This window comes from Prosthecobacter sp., from assembly GCF_014879935.1.
Taxonomy (GTDB): Bacteria; Verrucomicrobiota; Verrucomicrobiia; order Verrucomicrobiales; family Verrucomicrobiaceae; genus Prosthecobacter.
In genome coordinates this window covers 1-15,779 of the sequence record NZ_JACSRD010000260.1, presented here as the reverse complement: position 1 = coordinate 15,779, position 15,779 = coordinate 1, and the positions used below count along the sequence as shown (strand labels likewise).

Annotated in this window: 16 protein-coding genes; 12 read left to right on the top strand and 4 right to left on the bottom strand. The window is 62.5% G+C overall.

Annotation, left to right across the window (positions count from 1 at the left end; translation table 11 throughout):
• Positions 1-82: 82 nt before the first annotated feature.
• The 3 genes from IAE77_RS29070 to IAE77_RS29060 form a co-directional block, all read right to left on the bottom strand.
• Positions 83-289, bottom strand: coding sequence for a hypothetical protein (locus IAE77_RS29070; RefSeq protein WP_294234832.1), 207 nt, complete (start codon positions 287-289; stop codon positions 83-85).
• Between the two features lie 104 nt (positions 290-393).
• On the bottom strand, positions 394-1,638 hold the full coding sequence (locus IAE77_RS29065) for an MFS transporter (RefSeq protein WP_294234829.1): 1,245 nt from the start codon (positions 1,636-1,638) through the stop codon (positions 394-396).
• Between the two features lie 100 nt (positions 1,639-1,738).
• Positions 1,739-2,002: a hypothetical protein gene (locus IAE77_RS29060; protein ID WP_294234825.1), complete on the bottom strand. Its 264-nt coding sequence runs from the start codon at positions 2,000-2,002 to the stop codon at positions 1,739-1,741.
• 205 nt (positions 2,003-2,207) lie between these two features.
• Between IAE77_RS29060 and IAE77_RS29055 the strand changes: the two genes are divergently transcribed.
• The 11 genes from IAE77_RS29055 (at position 2,208) to IAE77_RS29005 (ending at position 14,382) form a co-directional block, all read left to right on the top strand.
• Entirely contained in the window at positions 2,208-3,227 is a 1,020-nt protein-coding gene (locus IAE77_RS29055) for a hypothetical protein (RefSeq protein WP_294234823.1), read from the top strand.
• Positions 3,228-3,277: 50 nt separating this feature from the next.
• On the top strand, positions 3,278-3,838 hold the full coding sequence (locus tag IAE77_RS29050) for a hypothetical protein (protein ID WP_294234820.1): 561 nt from the start codon (positions 3,278-3,280) through the stop codon (positions 3,836-3,838).
• A 16-nt stretch (positions 3,839-3,854) separates the two neighbouring features.
• Positions 3,855-4,592 carry a TlyA family RNA methyltransferase gene (locus IAE77_RS29045; RefSeq protein WP_294234813.1) on the top strand — a complete coding sequence of 246 codons (738 nt, stop codon included), beginning with the start codon at positions 3,855-3,857 and terminating at the stop codon, positions 4,590-4,592.
• 163 nt (positions 4,593-4,755) lie between these two features.
• The gene (locus IAE77_RS29040; RefSeq protein WP_294234810.1) at positions 4,756-5,184 is read left to right on the top strand and encodes a prepilin-type N-terminal cleavage/methylation domain-containing protein; all 429 of its coding nucleotides are present in this window, start codon (positions 4,756-4,758) and stop codon (positions 5,182-5,184) included.
• Positions 5,185-5,274: 90 nt separating this feature from the next.
• Entirely contained in the window at positions 5,275-5,676 is a 402-nt protein-coding gene (locus IAE77_RS29035) for a hypothetical protein (RefSeq protein ID WP_294234807.1), read from the top strand.
• A gap of 42 nt (positions 5,677-5,718) precedes the next feature.
• Complete coding sequence (locus IAE77_RS29030) at positions 5,719-6,192, top strand: LysM peptidoglycan-binding domain-containing protein (protein WP_294234804.1); 474 nt, start codon at positions 5,719-5,721, stop codon at positions 6,190-6,192.
• Between the two features lie 2 nt (positions 6,193-6,194).
• Complete coding sequence (locus tag IAE77_RS29025; RefSeq protein WP_294234802.1) at positions 6,195-6,812, top strand: N-acetylmuramoyl-L-alanine amidase; 618 nt, start codon at positions 6,195-6,197, stop codon at positions 6,810-6,812.
• A gap of 96 nt (positions 6,813-6,908) precedes the next feature.
• The gene (locus IAE77_RS29020) at positions 6,909-7,922 is read left to right on the top strand and encodes a polyprenyl synthetase family protein (protein ID WP_294234800.1); all 1,014 of its coding nucleotides are present in this window, start codon (positions 6,909-6,911) and stop codon (positions 7,920-7,922) included.
• A 54-nt stretch (positions 7,923-7,976) separates the two neighbouring features.
• Positions 7,977-8,672 (top strand): DNA repair protein RadC, encoded by a 696-nt coding sequence (gene radC / locus IAE77_RS29015; RefSeq protein WP_294234797.1) that lies wholly within the window; start codon positions 7,977-7,979, stop codon positions 8,670-8,672.
• A gap of 117 nt (positions 8,673-8,789) precedes the next feature.
• A complete protein-coding gene (locus IAE77_RS29010; RefSeq protein WP_294234794.1) occupies positions 8,790-9,476 on the top strand; it encodes a sigma-70 family RNA polymerase sigma factor in 687 nt (228 codons plus the stop codon).
• A gap of 40 nt (positions 9,477-9,516) precedes the next feature.
• A complete protein-coding gene (locus tag IAE77_RS29005) occupies positions 9,517-14,382 on the top strand; it encodes a protein kinase (RefSeq protein WP_294234791.1) in 4,866 nt (1,621 codons plus the stop codon).
• A 56-nt stretch (positions 14,383-14,438) separates the two neighbouring features.
• Here IAE77_RS29005 and IAE77_RS29000 read toward each other — a convergent pair whose 3' ends face one another.
• Positions 14,439-15,401, bottom strand: coding sequence for a phosphoglycerate dehydrogenase (locus IAE77_RS29000; protein ID WP_294234789.1), 963 nt, complete (start codon positions 15,399-15,401; stop codon positions 14,439-14,441).
• A 49-nt stretch (positions 15,402-15,450) separates the two neighbouring features.
• On the opposite strand from IAE77_RS29000, the gene IAE77_RS28995 reads away from it, so the two are divergent.
• A complete protein-coding gene (locus IAE77_RS28995) occupies positions 15,451-15,711 on the top strand; it encodes a hypothetical protein (RefSeq protein ID WP_294234786.1) in 261 nt (86 codons plus the stop codon).
• The last annotated feature ends 68 nt before the right edge of the window (positions 15,712-15,779 follow it).

Genomic DNA, 15,779 nt, shown 5'->3' with positions numbered 1-15,779 from the left:
ACTGGATGGCCGGCCGTCTCGACCTGCAAATCCCTTCAGCTTTTACCCACCCAGCATAGCGAAGCGCCAAAAAGGCAGGTGGTTACTTGGTTTGGTAAGTCATGGCCTGCTCAAACAAGGAATCCACCGTTTCTCCCGCGAAGAGGGCCTGGCGTTCCTGGGTGTCGTCGCCCTGGCCGACGTGCCAGATGGAGAGCAGACGGGCCACTTTGTGGGGAGGCAGATTCTGCTGGAGGATGCGCAGGGCATCCCCAGTGAGCTCTTGTTCGGTTTCGATGACGGCACTCATGGCGTTTGTTGGAAGCTGGGTATGAGTTTGAACAGGCCCGGTGGATTTGTCAGCTTTTCCTTTTCAGAGGTGATTGAAGGCCTGGGCGTCGGTCGGATGTGCGGTCACAAACGCTCCGGTCGTGCGCCGGGGCTGAGGCGTTTGGAGGTTTCGGGGTCGCTGGTGCGGGCGCGGACGGTGATGAAACCGCTGGCGGAGAGGATGACGAGGCCGCAGACGATGGCGAAGGTGTCGAAGGACATGACTTTGACCATGGCGAAGCCGAGCGAGGGGGCGATGAGGCCGCGCAGGCCGGTGAGGAAGGTGTGGACGCTCATGTATTCGGCGACGGCGTGCTTGGGGGCGAGCTTGGTGACCCAGAGGGCCCAGGTGACGTTGCCGCCGGCGTTGGCCATGCCCCAGAGGCCCATGCCGAGGCTCCACCAGCCGGGACCGTGACCGAGGTAGAAGCAGAGGATGCCGGCGGCGAAGAAGACATTGAGGACGGCACGGACGGTGAAGAGGTGGAAGCGGTCGTAGGCGAGTCCCCAAGGATAGGAGAAGAGGACGCGGGCGAGGACGGGGATGACGCCGGTGATCCAGGCGACTTCGAATTCCGGGAGATTGAGGCCGTGGCGGGGATTGGCGAGGTATTCGACGAAGAGGCTGCAGGCGGCGAGGTTGCCGATGCCCATGAGCATCCAGGAGATGAGAAGGGTGCGGAAGTCATGGTCCTGGCGGATCCAGCGCATGGAACTCCACAGGCTGGTGCTGGAGTTTTCCGGGGCCTCCCACGGGGTGGCGGGGAGGCCGTAGGTCCAGAAGCCGGAGATGAAGCCGCTGGCGGAGAAGCCCCAGAGCAGCCAGGCGTAGGTGTCGAGCTGCCAGCCGAGCATCTTGCCGCCGGCGAAGCCGAAACAGACGGCGGCGGCGGCCCGGGTGACGCCGGTGACGGCGTAGAGTTTTCCACGGACGTGGGCGGGGTAGTTGATGCGGTAGATCTGCGTCATCAGCGGGATCTGCATGGAGAGGCAGAAGAGCCCGAGGCTGAGACCGGCGACGTAGAGGAGCGGATCGCGTGGAAAGGCGGCGGAGACGGCCATGCAGGCGCCGCCGAGCATCTGGACCTTCGCCGCGGTGCGGGGGATGGTGCTTTGTGCCCGCAACAGGAGGGGGACGACGAACAGACTGGCGACCATGCCGCCGCTGGTGGCGCTGAGGAAGAGGGACTTGGCGGCATCGCCCATGTGAAACACACGGACGGCGATGAGCATGCCGAAGGTGGCGGTGAGGGTGTCGATCACGCCGGAGGGCAGCGAGCGCCAGAGCTCGTTGCGGAAGGTGCGGCTAGTGGTGGCGCTTTCGCTCACGGCGGGCTATTCGCATGCAACAAGAAGCGCGTCCAGCACGGAGGCGGGACGCGCTTCAAACAGCCTTTCAGACGGAGGTCTGCGGGCCGTGGAAGGTGCTTCAGGCGGCTTTTTTGGCCTTCTTGGCAGGAGCCTTGGCCGGGGCGGCGGCTTCTTTGGCGGCGACGGGCTTTTTGACCAGCTTTGGCTCGGTGATCGGGACGATGGTGAGCCACTCCTCGTAGTGCAGCCAGGAGTCGCTGCCATCGCTGCGGAGGTAGTCGGCGGAGGACAGGATGCCACGTTTCTGGAAGTCGAGGATTTCCTTCTTGGTGAAGGGGCCGAATTCAACGAAGGCGCGGCTGAGATAGACGAGGTCTTTCATGGATGTGTTTATTGGATGTGGGGTTCAGGTTTGGGGGAAAGGGGCGTTACACCGGATCGGATGTGGAACAAGCAACAATCCTGCCAACGTTCCACGCATTCGAATGCGGAGAGGGGGACAGCCGTGGTCGGTGCATTTAATTTCCGGGATGAAGGGATGCGAACTTGCGGCAGTGGCACGCGCCTTCTAATTTATATGACAAGTAATGATTATTTGCCTGGAATCGTCGATCCTCGGTGGGTACCTCTCGAATGAGGTGCCCGGCTTGGTGACAGGGGTGTTGCATCTGGCGGGCCAAAACCAGCCGGTGCGGGTGGAGCTGGTGGGTAATTTCCTGCGGGACATCGCGGGCTGCCGCGTGGACTTTCACAATCCGCTGCCGGAGGTGAATGAAGAGCATGTGGGCAGCATCGCGGCGCTGCAGCATGGCTACAGCGGGGTGATGACGGCATCCTACCGTGTGGCGAAGCTGCCCCGGCGCAGCCGGCAGGCGGGCGTGACGACGCTGCCCGCGCCTCCAGGGCTGAAGAACCTGCTTTTCTTTGAGTGGTTCAATCAAGACCACCAGCGGGTGCTGATCCAGTCATGGCATCTGCAACTGCGTGTCTCCCCGCCACGCTGGCAGCTCACGAAGGACGAGGAGGCGGCGCTGCTGCGGCAGAACCGCGCGCGGCGGAAGCATTTCCTGCTGGGCAGCGGCCGGAATGCCCGCGCGGCCGATGCGCTGCACAGTCCCGGCATCGATGATCCGTTCCAGCCGGTGAAACCGGGGGCGGATCCATTTGGCGCGGTGAAGAACGACCCGCTCATCGAACCGCCGCGGAAAACGCCAGCCGGTGGGGAAAAGAGCAAGGTGGACCGTGATCCGCTGACACGTTCCGCCGCGCTGGCGAAGGAGCTGCGTCGCTTCCAGGGGCTGCTCGTGTTCAATGAGGAGGTGCGCACACGGCCGGCGGTGCTGCGGCTGCTTTCCACCGTGGCGGATCTGGCGGCGCATCTGATTCACGTGCTCCGGCAGTTCAGCGAGTCGGAGAAGGACCAGTGGCAGTTCCTGGTGGTGGATCTGGAGCAGAGCCTGCCGCTGTTCGCCGCCGCCCTGAATGCCACGGACAAGCTGGTGCAGCAGCATCCGGACGGAGCGGACATGGACTGGCTGGCGGGCGTGCAGGCGAGCCTGCTGAACATCGAGCTGCGCATGCGTGAGCTGCTGGGATTGCTGCGCTGATGGCGTGCAGGGTTGAACGTGGCGGTGCTTGCGTCTAGCATGGCGCTCTTATGCGCCTTTCTCACTTTGCCCTGGCCCTCACGATCATCCTGCTCGCCATCACCGGTTATCTGGCCTGGGAGGCGCAGGAGGAGGCGCGTGGGGCACGCCGGGAGCTGGAACTCGTGCGCAAGCAACAATCGGCACGTGATGCCGCCAAACCGATCGAGCCGACGACGGTGGCATCGCTGCCTGCGGCTCCTGAAGTGCCTGCCACAGCCGCTCCGCCCCTCGGCAGCGGATTGATGCCCGGCGCACCGGCTTCCTCTCCCGCGCCGGCGGCGGCCCCGCTGACGGCTTTGCAGAAACAACTGCTCGGCATGCCGGCGATGGCGAAGGTGATCGAAGTCCATCACGATCAAGGCTTCGCCGTGATCAATGCGGGCAAGAACAAGGAACTGGCCGCAGGGATGAAGTTCGACGTGCGGCGTGGAGACGGCCTGGTCGGCCGTGTGATCATCAGCGAGACAATCGAAGCGGCCGAGGCCGTGGTGGACATCGACACCAGCGTGTCTCTGCCTGGCGTCCGCATCGAGGCCGGTGATGAGCTCATCCTGCCCGTCCGGAAATAAGCCGCGCTCACAAGCCATGGCCCGTGAACGACTCGATCTGGCGCTGGTGAAGCTCGGCGTCGTGCCCTCACGCGAGCAGGCGAAGCGGCTGATCATGGCCGGCGAGGTCAGCGTGATGGGCCGCCGCATCACGCAGCCGGGCTGGCTGGTGAAGGAGCAGGAGCAAATCTCGGTGCGGGAGCGGCCGAAATTCGTCAGTCGCGGCGGTTTGAAGCTCGAAGGGGCGCTGGATCACTTCGGCGTCGATGTCAAAGGCATGGTGGCGCTGGATGTGGGTGCCTCCACCGGTGGTTTCACGGACTGCCTGCTGCAACGCGGCGCGGTGAAGGTCTTTGCCTACGACGTGGGCACCAACCAGCTCGCGTGGAAGCTGCGCAGCGATCCGCGGGTGGTTTCCCGCGAGCAGTTCAACCTCCGGCACATGAAGCCGGAGGATGTCGGCCAGGAGGTGGACATCCTCGTGGCTGATCTCTCCTTCATCTCCCTGACCTTGGTGCTGCCGGCCGTTTTACAGGTCCTGCGGCCCGGCGGGCATGCGGTGGTGCTTGTGAAACCGCAGTTTGAACTGTCGCGGGAGGAGGTGGGCAAGGGCGGCATCGTGCGGGAGCCGGAACTGCATGCCAAGGCCTGCGACCGCATCCAGCAGTTCGTGACTTCGCAGCCAGAACTATGCTGGCAGTCGTTGGTGGAGTCATCGATCCAAGGGGGCGATGGCAATCGCGAGTTCCTGGCTTGGTTCAGCAAAACGGCGTGAAGTCGGGCGGGTGAGATTCAAATGGAGCGATCCAAGGGAGGCCAGTTCAGGCGCGAATTCTCACGTTTGAGACGCCCGTTCGCGCAAAAATATAATTTTGATAATTCAAGCTTGCGGAAATGAGATAATTATCATAATTTGATGCCATAATTCATTCACGGCCATGACGACACTCTTACAACTCCGCCGCCCATCCCGCCTGACTCCTTCCGGATTCAGCCTGTTTGAAGTCCTGCTCGTGCTGGCCGTGATTGGAGTGCTGCTCGCGCTGGCCATCCCGATGATTAACCAAAATGACGCGATCTACGCTGCCCGTGACCGCCGTAACGCCCAGGAACTGGCCTCCACCAGCGTGATGGCCCAGACCGCCGGGCTGAACTTTGTCGAAGGTGAAGATGTGCTCGAAACGGTCCGCTCGATCGTTCGCGGCGGCATGCCGGCACGTGGTGCGATGAAGGGCCGGATTTTTGTGGTGCCCGGCCTCAGCGAGGAGGACATCCGCGGCGCGGCCAGGTTCCTGGCCATTCAAAATGGCGAGTTGCGCTACACGAACTCCGAAGTGCCGCAGAGTCCTGGAGACCAGCGTCTCTGAGCCGCGTGCGGCAGGAGATGAGGCGGGTGGGGCAATTCGTGCCGCATTTTGTCTTGCCTGCCTCCGGCCTTTCCAGCAGCATGGCCGTTCATGAACAAGGAATTCTTCACGAAGAACTGGTACCTCCTCACCCCGGCCGTCATTGTCCTGATTCCGGTCCTGATGATGGTGTTTTGCATGGTGAACTACGGCTACGGTGTGACCGAGGCGATGAAGGCGGTGCGTTACGCAGGCTCCACCAGCACCCGCTACGCCCAGGGATTCACCGAGCGCAAATTCAAGCTCGTGCGCATCGGCATGGACGGCCGGACGATTTACAACACGATCAAGAACCCCATGGAGCGGAACCTGCCGGAGGACACGGAATGGCGTTACAGCCTGCCCTCCAGCGGCACGCAATACTACCATGAGCGCGTGCTCGTCCTGGAGAAGGACAGGAACGGCGTCCCGCGCGTGAAGCAAAAGATCAGCCGTTTTCACACGCCGGATTGATTCGCCGTTGAACTGCACGACAATGGCCGCCTGAAACTCCGCATGAGCCGTCCCGCCACGCATTTGCTGAAAGTCACCCCGGTCCTGCTGCTGCTGGCCTCGTGTGAAAACTCGGGCCAGATCAAAGGGCTGCCGAAGGACCTGCCTGTCATCAATCTGAACGGCTCCACCACCACGCCGCCGCACAGCATGGCGCATCGTGATTATCCCTTCGCGGACAATGGCGACTACAAGACGGACTGGGCGGCCGAGGGCGGCATGGGATCAGGCATGGACTACAGTTCCTGGCGTTCCTCACACGGCAGCTCCTCGCGAAGCTCACGCGGCAGCTCCTCGAAAAAGAGCAGCTCCAAGTCGAAGTCCTCAGGCAAAGGCGGCTCCTACACGATCAAGAGCGGCGACACACTCGGCGCCATCGCCCGCAAAAACGGCACCACGGTGGCGAAAATCAAGGCGGCCAACGGCATGAAGTCCGACTTCATCCGCGCTGGCAAAACGCTGAAAATTCCCCGCTGATCGTGCCGCGCCTCCTCTCACGCATCGCTGCGGCATGGCTGGCGCTGCTGGTGGGCGGCTCCGCCATCGAGGCAACGGCTGAAAGCATCCGCTTTTCCACCGTCGTGATCGATGCGGGCCATGGCGGCAAGGATGGCGGCTCCGTCTGGCATGGTCTGGTTGAAAAGAAGCTCTGTCTCGATGTGGCAAAGCGTGTGGAGGCCGGCTTGAAATCACGTGGCGTCAAAACTGTGATGACCCGCCGCACGGATAGTTTTGTGGAGCTCGACCAGCGTGCCCGCCTCGCCAACCGCGTGCCTTCCTCCATCTTCGTCAGCATTCATTTCAATGGCAGCCGCAAGACCCTGATTTCGGGCGGCGAGGTCTATTATCGCAGCCCTCGCGGGCGGACGCTCGCCTCCGCGGTCAGCCGCACGCTCAAGAGCCGCGTCCCGGGTGGTTCGCGCGGCATTTTTCAGGGGGATTTCAAAGTTCTGCGGGAGACGCGCATGCCCGCCGTGCTGGTGGAGTGCGGCTACATCAGCAACAAACGCGAGGCAGGCCGCTGCGCCGATCCCGCCCACCGGCAAAAACTCGCGGACGCCATTGTCAGCGGCCTGCTGGCCGTGAAGGCACGCTGAGAACCGGGCGGCTTTCAATTCTTTTGAAAGTTCGAGTTTCCTACGTGGTCGTCCGCCATTTGACGAAGCCTTTGCCGTGGTGGATGGAATCCCAGCATGTCAGCTTCCGCCACCGTCAACGCCAGCAACCCGGTCTTCCCGTTTCACCTCGTCCGGGCCGACTTGGAACACGTGGAGGCGGCCATCCTCGAACAGGCGCGTGCGTTCGATCCCGGCGTGGAAGGCTACGTCAGCTACGTCTGCAAAACGTCCGGCAAACGCATCCGCCCGGCGCTCGCCGTGCTGGCAGGTGGGGCCACCGGCGGCACACATGAGGGGCACACACGCCTCTCGGTCATCCTGGAGCTCGTCCACATCGCCTCGCTGGTGCATGACGACATCATGGACGGCGCTGACATCCGCCGCGCCCAGCCCACCGCCGTCGCGAAATGGGGCAGCAGCCTCAGCGTCCTGCTCGGCGACAGCCTTTTCGCCTACGCGCTCGAACTCGCGACCGAATTTGATGACACCCACGTCTGCCGCACCATCGCCCGTGCCTCGCGCGATGTCTGCTCGGGCGAGATTTTGCAGACGCAGCGCCGTTTCGACCTGAATCTCTCCGTCGCCGACTATCTCAAGATGATCGAGATGAAGACCGCCGCGCTCTTTGCCGTCGCCAGCGAGCTCGGCGCCCGTCTCAATCAGCAACCGGAGGCCGTTCAGGCGGCATTGCGCGATTATGGCCGCAAGCTCGGCACCGCCTACCAGATCTACGACGACTGCCTCGATCTCGTCGGCGATGAAAAGACCGTGGGCAAGACACTGCGCACCGACCTGGCGCGTGGAAAGCTCACCCTGCCCATCTTGTATCTCCTGGAAGGGGCCACCGAGGCGCAAAAACAGAAGCTGAACCGCATGCTGCTCAAAGGTGAGCCGATGGACACCTCCATCCTAGCCGGAATCGCCGATTACGACGGCGCGGTCGAGCGTGCGGTGCGTTTCGCGCAGGATCTGCTCGTCTCCGCCCGCGCGGATCTCATCGGCCTGGCCGCCACGCCCTACAAGCAGGCGCTGGAGGACATCGTCGGTTATCTGCACAGCCTGCTGGACCACTGCCGTGCCATCCACTGATGGCCGCGGATCGTGTGAACTGCGAACGGAGCCCTGAGACCAGCGAACCGACTCATGAGCCGCATCCACGACATCCCGGAAAATGATCGTCCACGCGAACGGCTGCTCCGTCTCGGCCCGCAGGCGCTGTCAGATGCCGAGTTGCTCGCGCTTTTCATCAACACCGGCACCAAGGGTGAAAACGCGCTGCAGATCGGCCAGCGCATCCTGCGTGATCACAAGTCCTTGCGTGATCTTTCCCGCCTCGAACCGGCCGTGCTGAGCAAGATCAAAGCGCTCGGCCCTGCCAAGACCGCCAAACTCGCCGCCGCGTTCGAACTCGGCCGCCGCGCCGCGCAACAGCCCTCCCACGCCGAGATCATTCTCGATTCTCCTCCGCGGATCTATGAGTTCATCGGGCCTGAGTTGCAGGCGCTGGGCCACGAATCCGTGCGCATCATCCTGCTCAACACACGCCTGGCTGTCATTCGCGCGGAAGAGGTCTTCAAAGGCAGCTTGAACGAGTGCATCTCCCATCCTCGCGATCTTCTGCGGAAAGCGCTCGTCCACAACGCCCATGCGTTCGTGCTCATTCACAACCACCCCTCCGGCGATCCCACGCCCAGCGATGCCGACCGCCGCATCACCCGCCGCCTCCGTGAAGGCTCCGAAGCCACCGGCGTCCTGCTGCAGGATCACATCATCATCGGCACGCCTGCCGAATCGCGTGCGCTGCCCTACTTCAGCTTTCGTGAGCACGGGTTGCTGTAGGACGGCCGTGGTGGAGTGAATTCGGCACCAATCCTCGCCGGCGTGTAACTTCGCGGCCTCCAGCTTCAAGGAATCAAACGCCTGCCTATGCCAACCACTCCAAGTCCCGGTCGTTTCATGCCCACTCGTTGGACCTTGGTGCTCCGTGCGAATGCGACTTCGCCCGAGGGCCGGGCGGCCCTCAGTGACCTGTGCGCGGCGTATTACCAGCCGGTCTTTGTCTTCCTGCGGCGCTCCGGATTCGATGGCGACACCGCCCGGGAGCATGCCCATTCGTTTTTCGCCCACCTGTTGCAGCGTGGCTTCGCCGGGCCTGATCCAGGACGCGGGAGATTCCGCAGTTATCTGCTTGGCGCGGTGAAATACTTCGTCAGCGGCGTGCTGAACCGCGCCCGCAGGGAGAAACGGGGTGGCGCTTTGGAGCACGAGACGCTGGATCCAGGCGGCGAAGAATCTGCCGCGCACCTGATCGGCGATCCTGCGGCGACGCCATCAGCGGAGGTGTTTGACCGTGAGTGGGCCGTGGCGGTGATGAACCGCGCGGTGGCCGCGCTCGCCGCCGAGCATGCCCAGGACAGACGCGCCCACTTTGAAGCTCTGCGCCCCTGGCTGATGGGAGACGGTGCCGCATCCCATGCCGAGACGGCGAAAACACTGGGGATGAGTGAAGGCGCGGTCAAAGTGGCCGTGCACCGCCTGCGCAGGCGTTTCCGCGAGCTGCTGCGGCAGGAGATCGCGGAGACGCTCGATGACGAGGCCGATGTTGACGACGAGCTGCGCTATTTGTGCGCTGTTCATGGCTGAATCTGTGTAACCTCACGCTTCCCACCGGCAAGGAACAGGCATGCACACCCCCACTTCGCCCACGTGCCCGCAATGCGGCACCGCCATTCCTGACGAAGCCGCCGGCTGGCTGTGCCCGCGCTGCGTTTTCGCCAAGGCGCTGGCTCCCACGGCGGATGGAACGTTCGTTCCGCATCGTCCGCCGGATCTGGACGAGGTGCGTGCCGCCTTTCCGCATCTGGAGATCATCGGCCTGATCGGAAGCGGCGGCATGGGGGCCGTGTTCAAGGCCCGCCAGCCCCAGCTCGACCGTTTTGTGGCGCTGAAGATCCTGCCCGCCGAGCTCGCCGGCCAGAGGGGTTTCTCAGAACGGTTTCAGCGCGAGGCCCAGGCGCTCGCGCGGCTCAATCATCCCAACATTGTCAGCGTCCATGACTTCGGGCAGGCGGGGGGATTCTACTACCTGCTCATGGAGTTCGTGGATGGCGTGAACTTGCGCCAGCTTCTGCAAGCCAAGCGCCTCACGCCGAAGGAAGCGCTGAGCATCGTGCCACCGGTCTGCGAGGCGCTGCAATGCGCGCATGATCACGGCATCGTGCATCGCGACATCAAGCCGGAGAACCTGCTCATCGACAAAAACAGTGTGGTGAAGATCGCCGACTTCGGCATCGCGAAGATCGTGGCCAGTGACTCCGCCCGCGGCTCAGGATATGAGGTGCCGCGAGAGGACTCGCAGACTACGGCGCTCGGCACCCCCGACTACGCCGCACCGGAGCAGGCCGGCGGCAACGCCGATCACCGGGCCGACATCTACAGCCTCGGCGTCGTGCTTTATGAGATGCTCACCGGCGAACGTCCAACGGAAAAGCTCGAAGCCCCCTCGAAGCGCGTGCAGGTGGACATCCGCATCGACGAGATCGTGCTGCGCGCCTTGGAAAAATCACCCGAACTGCGCTTCGCCACCGCGGCGGAGTTCCGCACGCAGGTGGAGGCGGCAACGGTGGAGAATCAGGATCAGGCCCAGCCGTTCTTGACGCCTGAGGCCCCGCGTCTGCCATCTTCCGTCCCGCGCTTCGTGTGGATCATTCTGATCCTCGCGTTTCCTGTCGCCACGTTGCTGGGGGTGATCGTGCTGCTGACCTCCGGCGGCGTGTCGGGTCGTGAAGTGCTCGCCATCGCCGCTGCCGCCGTCATGCCGGGACTCGTGATTCCGGCCATCATTCTCGCTCTCGCACGCAGAAGGGGTTTCATGTTCAGGCAGGCAGGGCGTGCAGCAGCCCCGCAGCAATCGGTTAACGACTCGCGAGCCTGTCCTGCTGGAGCAGAGTGGGGGCTGCCGGTGATCGTCGTCGGTCTGTTCGGTGCCGGAGGCCTCATGCTGGGAGTGGGTGGGTACGCATGGCAAAGCTGGGGCTGGGGGCAGAACAATGGAGCACTGCTTGCTGGGGTGGTGCTGCCGTTCATCGCGGGGATCATTTCCGGCTGGCGTCTTTTCCGGGAGTCGCGCTACGGCGTGCTGGGTCCAGTGCGGAGGGCGGTTTTCTCCGTGATCGCCTCTCTTGGACTTGTCATACTGCTCCGTTTTTTCGGGAACTTATGGATGCCGGTCGCCGGCGAAGCATTGGATCAGTCTTCCCGTCTCGCACTCTTCGGCCTTAAAAGCTCGCTGTCACAGGTCGTGCTGGCATTCGAGATTGCCGGCGCTTTTGGCCTCCATGCCTGGACGCAACGACGCATTCAGGGCGCCGCCACGAAGATGGCGGCCCGGATGACGGTCGCGTGCTTCGTCCTTCTGGCCCTTTACTTCATGGCCCCCTGGTTGGTGGTGGCGTCCGCAAAGCTCACGGCTCGCGAGGCAACGACGCGCAAAACAGCATTCACGGCCGGCCTTCGCGAGATCGCAACCGCCGCACGTCACTATCATTCGGAATACGGCAAATGGCCCGCTGACGTCGAGCACCTGCTGGCCCGCCACAACCAGCGCGGCATCGGTTTTTTGGGAGCGCAAGGTCTTGATGTGGCTTCCGGGGGGCAGACTCTGAACCTCCGATATGAGCCGCCTGCGTCAGAAGGCGGCAGCGGCCATGTCGGGCTTCCCGGACCCGACATGGTGTTCGGCACGGAGGATGACGAGACCTATCACTTCAACGAGCAGGAGATCGGCAGCGCGAAGGGAGTTGTTTGGTCGGTCCGGTCTGGTGCCAACGAACCGCAGGACGGAAAACCAGGGCCGCCGACTCCGACCAAGCCATCTGTTTCGGCCAAAGAACCCAGAACCACGGACTCCTATCATGAGATCACCAAGGCGGCCCGAGGTGAGCATCGCGAGAAACTTGCCACGTCGCTGCTGGAGGCAGATCATGCGGAGATCTTTTTGCTCGATTTCGACATCGTTCCAAACAAGCAACTCAGCCGGTTGACGGCGCATCAGTCCGGACTCGACCGCATCCCAGGCACCAAGTTTCCGATCTATCCGATGGGAACGACGGCGGACGTGCTCGACCGGAAAACGCTCACCAAGGAGCAGCTTGTGCCGCTGCTTCCTCATCTCGCTGCGGCGGTGCGCACAGAGGAAGGCGGGCATGACTGGTGCCATTTTCCCATCCACGGGCTGCGGCTGTATCGTGGCAAGGAGGAGGTTTTTGAGTCCAGCTTCTGCTGGGTGTGTTCCACGTTCACGCTGCTCTACCCGGATCATTCCGACCTGCATGCCGTGCGTGACGAGGAACTCCAACGGCTCATCGAGCAATGGATGCCCGTGCCTGCGACGGAACTGGATCGGTTCAAGGCAAAACACCCGAACCTGTTTGTCTTCCGCGCTCCTGAGGAGGTCATGACCCAGGTGCGGAATGACCTTGTCGCCCTGATGGAGCTGCCCTCCAGCTTCGGACGTGGGCCGGACGATGTGGAAAAGGCCCTTTCTGACCTGCATGCCGAGATCGCCCGCAAGCCGAAGGCGTTTGAATACTCCCGTGAAGAGCTGGCGGCTTTTCGGAAAGACGAGTGCCCATACTCGGACACGGACATGGAGGAAGCGTTCGTGAGACTTCAGGCGGCGGTGAATGGACGGCCTCTGCCGGGCTTGCCCGCTTTCTACCGTGCGAAGTTGACTGCGGGATCGCTGACTCCGAAGCAGAAGACGATCTGCTACCGCATGGTGTCCTCGCTCCTGGCCGAGGTGGTTGGCAGGCCGGCAGAAACCTCCACGACGGGGCCTGCCCGGAATTCTTCTCCGGGTTCTCTCCAACTGCGTTGGGTCCGTGAGACGCCATCCGCGGAAACCGAGCCGATACCCCTCGCCGGTCGCGGGCAGAAGCAAACACTGAACGTCGAAAAGACCGTATTGCTCGATCAGTCCGCCTTGCTGTCCGTGGAAGCGGCGCACAAGTCCGGCAGTTCGAAGATCGCTCTTCAACTCACCGAAAGCGGCCGGCAGCGCTTCGCCGCAGTCACGCGCGAAGGCAAAGGCAGGAGGCTGGCGGTCGCGATTGACGGGCAGATTCGCGCCGCACCCCTCATCATGGCCGAGATCAGTGACGGACGAATGGAGATCAGCGGCAATCTCACTCACGAAGAGGCGGATGATCTCGCAGCGAGGCTGCAGACGGCATTGGAGAGCCCTGATGATCAGCTCAAACCATCCGGCAAAGACGGCCCCCGAACGAATCCAGCGGCATCGGCCACATCCCCGGCCTCAACAGCGCCATCCGGAGAGGATCACGTCTTTGATGAGACACGGCATCATGCGCTTCGAGTGGCGTCGAAGGATGCGGTGCCGCATTTTCAGTTCGCAGCAGGGAAGACCTTTCTCATCCGGACTCCCTCGGCTGCCAGCAAGGACGAGATCAAAGCCGATTGGGACAAGGCGAATGCAGAGGGCGGAGTGGATTTCAGCCTCAGCGAGGAAGCGGGAGACATCTTGATTCACCCACGAGGATGCTTGTTTGGAAAGTGGGTGGATGGCATGGCGGCATACACCAGCTCCGCCAGTCAAACCATGAGCCTGGCCGCAACGTTGCCGGCATCCACGGAGCCCCTCAGGCTGGGAAAGGGCCAATGGCCTGTTACCTGCCTGGTGCGCACTTCCCAAGGCATGATCGGGTGGATGACGGTCAGTTCGGTCAATGAGGTCGAGAACAAGGCAGACCGCCTCTCCTTTGAATACAGACTGGTGAAGAAGCTCGGAGGTGCTCCACAGACCGTCAGCGAGTTTTATCAGAAGGCGAACCAGCGTTGGGGACAAGGGGACTACAAGGGGGCCGTGACCGTCTATGACGAGGCCATCAAGCAGCACGCTGCTGAATCCGGCTTCTTCAACAACCGGGCCAATGCCCATGCGGCTCTCTCAAACTACGACAAGGCGCTGGCCGACTATGCCGAGGCGCTGCGCCTGGCCCCCGGGCATTCAAACATCCACAGGGCACGCAGTCTGGCCTATCTCCAAATGGGCGACTACGACCGCGCCATTGCCGATCTGGACATCGCGGTGAAAGCTGATCCCCAAGGAGTCAACTTTGACCTCCGAGGCCGCGCCTACCACGCCAAAGGGGATTTTCGAGCCGCGCTGGCTGACTACGAGAAGGGGGCGCAGGTCACACCTGGCTATACGTTCACTTTTGTCGATCTCGCCTGGTTGCTGGCCACCTGCCCGGATCAGGAGATCCGTGACAGCCAGAAAGCCAGCCAGTATGCCAGTCTGGCAGCCGCCGCTCTGCAAACGTCTCGGGCTGAAGTCCTGGTCGCCCAGGCGGCAGCACGGGCGGCGGAGCGGAATTATGCGGAGGCCATCCAGTTGGAGCAGTCGTTTCTCAAAACGCTGCCAACGGAAAGCGCCGAGGCCGCCGGTTCACGGGAACGACTGAAGCTTTATCAAGCGCATCAGCCGCTGCGAAGCCCCATGCCGATCTTCAGAAGCCTGTGGCGCTGATGGAATCCGCTTCAAGCAGTGCCTCATGTGGCTTTTGCAAGCAGCAGGACCTCCCATCACCACTTGTTCGCCTGGATCACGTCTTTCTCGCCCTTGAGGTAGTTCACGAGGTTCAAGGTCGCGCGCATGGCCTGGCGGGGCACGCTTTCATAGGTGCGTGAGCCGATGTGCGGCGTGATGAGGGCTTTGGGGTGCTTCAGCAGCGGATGATCGGCGGGCGGAGGCTCTTCATCGAGCACGTCGGTGGCGTAGCCGCCGACCTGGCCGGCATCGAGCGCGGCAATCATGTCCTGCATGTGAACGAGTTCGGCGCGGGAGGTGTTCACGACGAGCAGTTCGGGTTTCGCCAGCTTCAAACGCGCCGCATTGACGAGGTGGCGGGTGCTTTCGCTCAGATTCGCGTGGAGGCTGAGCACATCGAGGTGGGGGAGCATGGTCTCGATGGTTTCATGCTGGGTGATGCTGAATTCATCGGCGAAAGCCTTGGGCCAGTACTGCGGCAGGTCCATGGCGTGGATTTTCATGCCGAAAGCAGCGGCGCGGCGTGCGACTTCCTGGCCGATGCGGCCGAGACCGACGATGCCGATGGTCTTGTTCCAGATTTCATGGCCGGTGACGCGCTTCCACTTTCCTTCTCGCACCGCATTGGCGGAATCGACCAGATTGCGCACGAGGGCGAGCAGCAGGCAGAAGGTGTGCTCGGCCACGGTGGTGTGGTTGACACCCGGAGTGAAGAGAACGGGCAGTTTTTTCTCCGTGCAGGCCGCCACGTCGATCTTGTCGAGACCGATGCCGTATTTCGAGATGACGCGGAGCCGTGGCAGGGATTTGTCGAGCACGGCGCGGGTGATTTCGTCGTCACCGCAAAGAAAGGCGTCAAAATCGCCCGCCAGCTCCAGCATGCGGCTTTCGGGCAGAGGGCCGCGCTCGCGATGAATTTCAAAGCCCTGCGATTCCAGCAGCGCATGGTGGTCGCCGGGGGTGTCTTGGTAGCTGGTGGTGGTCAGGAGGACGCGCATAAGATGAATTTCAGATTTCAAATCTCGGATTTCAAATCAGGATGAGAGCATGGGACAAGACGAAATCGAGCGCAACATGGGCGTGCAGCCTTTGGATGGCATCATGACGGAGCACGCGCTCGGCAATCACGATCTGGTGGCCGCCAGCCTGGAACCGATGACGCACAAGGCTGTCCAGCGTGCCCGCAAAGGACGGCGCCTCACCAAACACATGAAGCAACGCATGGCCGAGGCGCTGAACCGGGCCATGAAGGTCCAGGGACAGGAGCCTGCGCCTGCGCTCGGTGTGAAGGGCCTGTTCACCTACTAACCTGCATTTCTCACACTCTCTCGGCAAACGGTCACAGCCTGAAGCTGCACTCCACGTAGCTCGGAATT